Origin of the sequence: Phenylobacterium sp., from assembly GCF_036263695.1 — a bacterium.
GTDB lineage: Bacteria > Pseudomonadota > Alphaproteobacteria > Caulobacterales > Caulobacteraceae > Phenylobacterium.
This window is the reverse complement of record NZ_DATAGM010000090.1, coordinates 1-4,828: the sequence shown is the minus strand read 5'-3', so window position 1 is coordinate 4,828 and position 4,828 is coordinate 1. Positions and strand designations below refer to the sequence as shown.

Annotated in this window: 7 protein-coding genes and 1 tRNA gene; 5 read left to right on the top strand and 3 right to left on the bottom strand. The window is 70.6% G+C overall.

Annotated features, from left to right (window positions below; all coding sequences use genetic code 11):
* Positions 1–633: FAD-dependent monooxygenase (locus VHK87_RS03590; RefSeq protein WP_329633526.1), on the top strand; the 633-nt coding region annotated here is incomplete at its 5' end.
* Here the strand turns inward: VHK87_RS03590 and VHK87_RS03585 are convergent.
* Positions 634–894 carry a hypothetical protein gene (locus VHK87_RS03585; RefSeq protein ID WP_329633525.1) on the bottom strand — a complete coding sequence of 87 codons (261 nt, stop codon included), beginning with the start codon at positions 892–894 and terminating at the stop codon, positions 634–636.
* Positions 895–1,098: 204 nt separating this feature from the next.
* Between VHK87_RS03585 and VHK87_RS03580 the strand changes: the two genes are divergently transcribed.
* From VHK87_RS03580 to VHK87_RS03565, 4 genes are all read left to right on the top strand, one after another.
* The gene (locus VHK87_RS03580) at positions 1,099–2,031 is read left to right on the top strand and encodes a lipid kinase (RefSeq protein WP_329633524.1); all 933 of its coding nucleotides are present in this window, start codon (positions 1,099–1,101) and stop codon (positions 2,029–2,031) included.
* A 60-nt stretch (positions 2,032–2,091) separates the two neighbouring features.
* Positions 2,092–2,964 carry an AraC family transcriptional regulator gene (locus tag VHK87_RS03575; RefSeq protein WP_329633523.1) on the top strand — a complete coding sequence of 291 codons (873 nt, stop codon included), beginning with the start codon at positions 2,092–2,094 and terminating at the stop codon, positions 2,962–2,964.
* Between the two features lie 73 nt (positions 2,965–3,037).
* On the top strand, positions 3,038–3,451 hold the full coding sequence (locus VHK87_RS03570; RefSeq protein WP_329633522.1) for a hypothetical protein: 414 nt from the start codon (positions 3,038–3,040) through the stop codon (positions 3,449–3,451).
* A 2-nt stretch (positions 3,452–3,453) separates the two neighbouring features.
* The gene (locus tag VHK87_RS03565; RefSeq protein WP_329633521.1) at positions 3,454–3,801 is read left to right on the top strand and encodes a VOC family protein; all 348 of its coding nucleotides are present in this window, start codon (positions 3,454–3,456) and stop codon (positions 3,799–3,801) included.
* Between the two features lie 82 nt (positions 3,802–3,883).
* Here VHK87_RS03565 and VHK87_RS03560 read toward each other — a convergent pair.
* Together VHK87_RS03560 and VHK87_RS03555 are read right to left on the bottom strand one after the other, a co-directional pair.
* Positions 3,884–3,958, bottom strand: a tRNA-Gly gene (locus VHK87_RS03560).
* Between the two features lie 76 nt (positions 3,959–4,034).
* Entirely contained in the window at positions 4,035–4,778 is a 744-nt protein-coding gene (locus tag VHK87_RS03555) for a DUF6065 family protein (RefSeq protein ID WP_329633520.1), read from the bottom strand.
* Positions 4,779–4,828 lie beyond the last annotated feature (50 nt).

The following is a 4,828-nucleotide window of genomic DNA, read 5'->3' as shown; positions in this document are numbered from 1 at the left end:
GAGCGGGACCACGAGGGGGTCGCCCACGAGTACTTCCTGCCCAGCGGCCCGTTCGCCATCCTGCCGCTCACCGAGCAGCGGGCGAGCCTGGTGTGGACCGAGAGCCGGCCGCGCGCCGAGGCGCTGAAGGCGGCCCGGCCCGAGGCCTTCCACGCCCACCTGCAGCGCCGGTTCGGCGATCATGTGGGCGGGGCGACGCTCGAGGGGCCGGTGTTCACCTACCCCCTGTCGCTGCAGCTGGCGGAGCGGATGACGGCGCCCAGGATCGCCCTGCTCGGCGACGCGGCGCACGGGGTGCACCCTATCGCCGGCCAGGGCCTGAACCTGGGGCTGAAGGGCGCCGCGGCGCTGGCCCAGACGCTGGTGGACGCGGTGCGGCTGGGCGAGGATCTAGGCTCCGAGTGCGTGCTCGCCCGCTACGCCCGCTGGCGCAGCCTCGACAACGTCGGCCTGGCGGTGGCCACCGACGCCTTCACCTGGCTGTTCTCGAACGACAACCCGGTCCTGCGGCTCGGCCGGGGGCTGGGGATGGCGGCGGTCAACCGGATCGGTCCCGCGCGCCGCTTCTTCATGCAGGAGGCCGGAGGCGCCACGGGCGACCTGCCCCGGCTCCTGCAGGGAATGCCGCTTTAGCTATTCCTGGATCTCGAAGAAGGCGGTGTTGTCGCCTTCGGTGTGGGCGACGACGACGATCGGCATCTCGCCGCCGTCGGCCAGCCGTAGGCGCATCTGGCCGCGCTTGAAGGCGCTGCGCATCTGCTCCGGGTTGAGGCCCTTCAGAGAGCCCTTGCCGCTGCGCCGCTTCTGGTCGCACTGAAAATCGTAGGCGACCTGTTCGGCGAAGCCCGGGAAGATCAGCGTGCCTTCGTCGGTGAAGCTCTTGGCGTATTTCAAATGATGGTCTCCAGGTGACAGGCCGACGCCCGGCGCCGGGCGAAGGCGCCGAACTGACGTTGCATGGCCACAAGATTTCCCCTGCCCCATAGGGGCGCGACTTGACCGGAGCGTAGGGCTCCACGTCGTCGTTAAACGCGCAGGGCCAAGTTTCGATGCGGCGGGATGGCGGATTTCGCCCCTCGCCCCAGCTAATGAGGGACCATGAGCGCCGAACCCGACGAGCAGCGACGAGCCGCCCGCAAACGAGGCGTCCGCCCAAGGCGCGCGCTGCTGCTGGTCAACCCGCGCAGCAACCGCGGCGGCGCGGCGCTGGACCCGGTCCTGCAGCGGCTGCGCCGGCGGGGCCTGGAGATCCACCGGGCCGACACCGCCTCGCGAGAGGACGCCCGCGAGCAGATCCTGCGTCACGCCGAAGAGGTCGACCTGGTGATCGTCGGCGGCGGCGACGGGGCGCTCAACGCGGCGGCCTCGGCCCTGCACGAGACCGGGCTCCCGCTCGGCGTCCTGCCGCTCGGCACCGCCAACGACCTGGCCCGCACCCTCGGCATCCCCACCGACCTGAAGATGGCGGCCGACATCATAGCCGCGGGCGAGACGCGCCGCATCGACCTCGGCATGGCCAACGGGGAGGCCTTCTTCAATGTGGCGAGCCTGGGTCTTTCCACCGAGCTCGCCCAGGCGCTCAGCCCGGGCGCGAAGCAGCGGCTCGGCCGGTTCAGCTACATGGCCGCCGCCATCCTGACCCTCCTGCGGGCCCGCCCGTTCCGCGCCCTGATCCGCAGCGAGGACGAGGCGGTGCGGGTGAAGACCTACCAGATCGCCGTCGGCAGCGGCCGCTACTACGGCGGGGGGGTGCCGGTGGTGGACGACGCCAAGATCGACGACGGCCATCTCGACCTTTACAGCCTCGAAGTGGGCGGCGCCTGGCAGCTGGCCCTGATGGCCCCGTGGTTCCGCAGAGGGGTGCACACCGCCTGGCGCGAGGTGCGGGCCGACCGCGGCAAGGCCTTCGAGGTGCGCACCACCCAGCCCCGCCCAGTCAACCTCGACGGCGAGCTCGTCACCTTCACGCCGGTGACCTTCCGGGTGCTGCGCGACGCCATTCAGGTCTACGCGCCCAAGCCGAGCAAGTAGCAGAACGTTGTCATCCGGCGGCGCCGGCGGCACTCTCCGCTCGAGCTTCGGAGGGGCGCCATGGCGGCCGAAAGCCTGCTGCCGCTGCTGATCGCGCTGGAGGAGGACTTGGAGTCCGACACCCGGCTGCGCACGCTGGCGGAGCGCGCCGGGGCCTCGCCGTTCCACTTCCACCGAAGGTTCGCCGCCGAGCTGGGCGAGACGCCCAAGCGCCGCCTGGAGCGGCTGCGGCTCGAGCGGGCGGCCTACCAGCTGGCGGTCTCGACCATCCCGGTGGTGGAGGTGGCGCTCGGCGTCGGCTTCAACGCCCACGAGACCTTCTCCCGCGCCTTCCGCCGGCGCTTCGGCGTCTCGCCCAGCCGCTACCGCAAGGCCGCGCAGGCGGCGCAAGCCGACCGGATGCGCCGCATGGCGGGTTTTCGCGGCGACGGCTGCCGCCTGTCGGAGGTCCGGTTCTTGCGCCTGGCGCCCATGACCCTGATCGCAGCCCGCAGGTTTGGCGCCTACGCCGCGTTCGACACCCGCCCCTTCCTGCCAGGCGATACCGCCTGGGCGCCCCTGGCGGACTGGGGCGAGGCGCGCGGGCTGGCGGTCCAGCGGCTGGCCATCGGCTTCTTCCCCGACGATCCGGGCGTCACCCCAGGCGAGGCCCAGCGGGCGGACGTCTGCCTGGCGGTGGAGGGTGACCCGCCGGACGACGCCCACGTGCGCCGCATCGACTTCCCGGGCGGCCTCTACGGCGCCATCACCCACGCTGGGCCTTACGAGACGATCGACCAAGCCTACCGCACTGTGGCCGACGGCATCCGGCGTTCGGACCAGTACGTCTTCGACGTCGGCCCGCCGATGCAGGTCTTCCACGAGGTCCACGTGGGCGGCGATCCGGCCGCCAACCTGACCGAGGTGCTGTTCCCCGTCGTCCGCCGCCGCTGATGCCGCAAGAAACGTCAAGCGCGCGCCTTGGCCGCCGCGCTACCCTGCGGCGAGCCGATCCATCGGAGGCGCCGTGAAACCCATCGACTATCTCAAGGCGGCCGGGACCGCCCTTTTGCTGCTGATCCTCAACGTGGCGATCAGCTTCCCGGTGGTCGGGGTCTGGCGCGCCCTTTTCGAGCCGCAGACCCCGCCGCAGGAGGTGGCGCTGCGCATCGCGCCCTGGTCGTCCCATCTCGTTGGCCCTGTGCTGTTCTTCGCCGCCGCCTGGCTGTTGGCGCGCCGCCGGTCCGAGCGGAACGGGCTGGCGATGGCAGGCGCGGTCTGCGCCTTCTACGTCCTGCTGGAGGCGGCGAGCGTCACCGGCTACCCGGACGGGCCGGCCATGCTGCTGACCCTGACCTTCGCGCTGGCCATGGCGGCCAAGGTCGCGGCCGCGCTGCTGGGCGCTGTGCTGGCCCGCCGCCGTCCTGCGCAGGCGGTCTAGTCATGGCCGCCCCCGTCGTCTTCTTCGACATCGCCGGCTCGGACTTTGCGGCCCAGCGCGCCTTCTATTCGGCCGTGTTCGGCTGGGACATCGCCGCCGACGGCCGCTTCTCGGTCGCCGCCACCGCGCCGCTGAACGCCACCTTGCGCGCCGACCCCGCCGACAAGCTCATCTACCTGGGCGTCCCGGACATCACCGCGACCCTGCGAGCCGTCCAAGCCCACGGCGGCGCCGTCGACGCCCCCCGCTTCGAAGTCCGCGGCGTGGTGGTCCTCGGCCTCTTCCGCGACCCGGCTGGCAACCGCATGGGGCTGGTGGAGATGGACGGCGAGCGGCCGCGGATTCCTTAGCGTTCGAGCATCTCCGCACGAGGCGGAAAGCAGAACGCCGCCCCGGGGGGCGGCGTCTTGTCAGTGCCGATGCGGCAAAATCTGGAGCGGGCGATGAGATTCGAACTCACGACCCCAACCTTGGCAAGGTTGTGCTCTACCCCTGAGCTACGCCCGCGCTCCGTTTCCGAAGGAAGCCCCCGGAAAAATCGAGAGGCGGCTTATGGCAGACCGCCCCAGGCTTTGCAAGCGGGCTACCGCCGGAAAAGCGGCGCCTTCAGGCGGCGCTTGTTGACGTGGTGTTTGGGCTTGGGGGCGATGTCCTCGGGGAACTCGCCCTTGAAGTAGTAGCGCTGCCAGGCCTCGCGGGTGGCCTCGGGGTCCTCGCGGAAGATCCGCTTGTTGAACTCCTCCCGGTGCTTCTGCCAGACCTCGTACTGGCCCTTGAGCTCGAGGTTACGGTCCATCGACTTGATGACCGGCTGGAACTGCATCAGCGCCTGGTCCTGCACCAGGGTGATGAAGCAGAAGGGCTCGTTCTTCTCGAACCGCACCTTGCCCGGCCGGGTGAAGTGCCAGTTCATCGTGAAGGGGAAGGGCAGCCAGTCGGTCTCGACGAGGCCGGCCAGCGGCTGGATCCCATCCTTGATATGGTTGGGCGGGCCCTGGGCGAGCATCGACCAGCCCGGGGGGGTGCGGAACAGGTAGCCGGCGTGAAAGGTCAGCACCCCGTGGCTGAAGTGCGACTTCACATGCAGGTGGAAGTCCGGGTGCGGCCGGTCGGGCGTCAGCTTGATGTCGGTCTGGAAGACGCCGCCGTTCCACTCGGCGGTGAAGGCCACCGGGTTGAGCAGCTCCCACCCGGTGGTGTTGGCCATGGACAGCGGCAGGCAGCGGTAGGGATGGCGGTCGGCGAACCGGTCCATCCAGGCGCGCTGCGGGCGGCCCGGCACGATCTCGGGCGGCCGGTCGACTGTGGGGTAGATCTCGAGCTCCATGGGCAAGACCCTTAACGAGCCGGGCTGCGCCTCGTCCAGTTTCGGCTATC

Excerpts from the sequence above, each read along its gene's own strand:
- VHK87_RS03580 (WP_329633524.1), top strand. The coding sequence starts at position 1,099 with ATGAGCGCCGAACCCGACGAGCAGCGACGAGCCGCCCGCAAACGAGGC.
- VHK87_RS03575 (WP_329633523.1), top strand. The coding sequence starts at position 2,092 with ATGGCGGCCGAAAGCCTGCTGCCGCTGCTGATCGCGCTGGAGGAGGAC.
- VHK87_RS03565 (WP_329633521.1), top strand. The coding sequence starts at position 3,454 with ATGGCCGCCCCCGTCGTCTTCTTCGACATCGCCGGCTCGGACTTTGCG.
- VHK87_RS03555 (WP_329633520.1), bottom strand. The coding sequence starts at position 4,778 with ATGGAGCTCGAGATCTACCCCACAGTCGACCGGCCGCCCGAGATCGTG.